Source organism: Nitratireductor sp. GCM10026969 (assembly GCF_042660605.1).
Classification (GTDB): Bacteria; Pseudomonadota; Alphaproteobacteria; order Rhizobiales; family Rhizobiaceae; genus Chelativorans.
The window spans coordinates 298-676 of record NZ_JBHSUM010000325.1 but is presented as its reverse complement, the minus strand read 5'-3'; the positions used below and the strand labels follow the sequence as shown (position 1 = coordinate 676).

Here is a 379-nt window from a genome sequence, read left to right as displayed (position 1 = left end):
GTGCAATCAATTTTCGGTTCATCCCAATACTCCTTTTAACTAATAAATATCAGTTAGTCTGATATTAAATAAATTTGATATGTGATAAAATAATCGAAGATATCTATTTAAGTATAACAAACTGAAAATAAAAAGTATATGTAGTAGGAGTGTGCGTATGTTTCAGATCATTCAAAAAACAATCAACGAAATACCGATACTTGAGGTAGTGAGAGAAGACCTCATAAATGAAGAAATTCCGACGGTTATTTTTTATCATGGATGGACGAGTCACAAAGAATCTGTTCTTGTGCAGGGGTATGAGTTAGCTAAAAGAGGGATTAGAGCAATTTTACCTGAAGCTTATATGCATGGAGAAAGAGTACGGGCTACGGATAAC

The 379-nt window shown here is 33.2% G+C and carries 1 pseudogene; it reads left to right on the top strand.

The window, feature by feature from the left end:
• Window positions 1-157: 157 nt before the first annotated feature.
• Window positions 158-379: pseudogene (locus ACFP9U_RS25290) on the top strand (hypothetical protein); the annotation flags it as partial.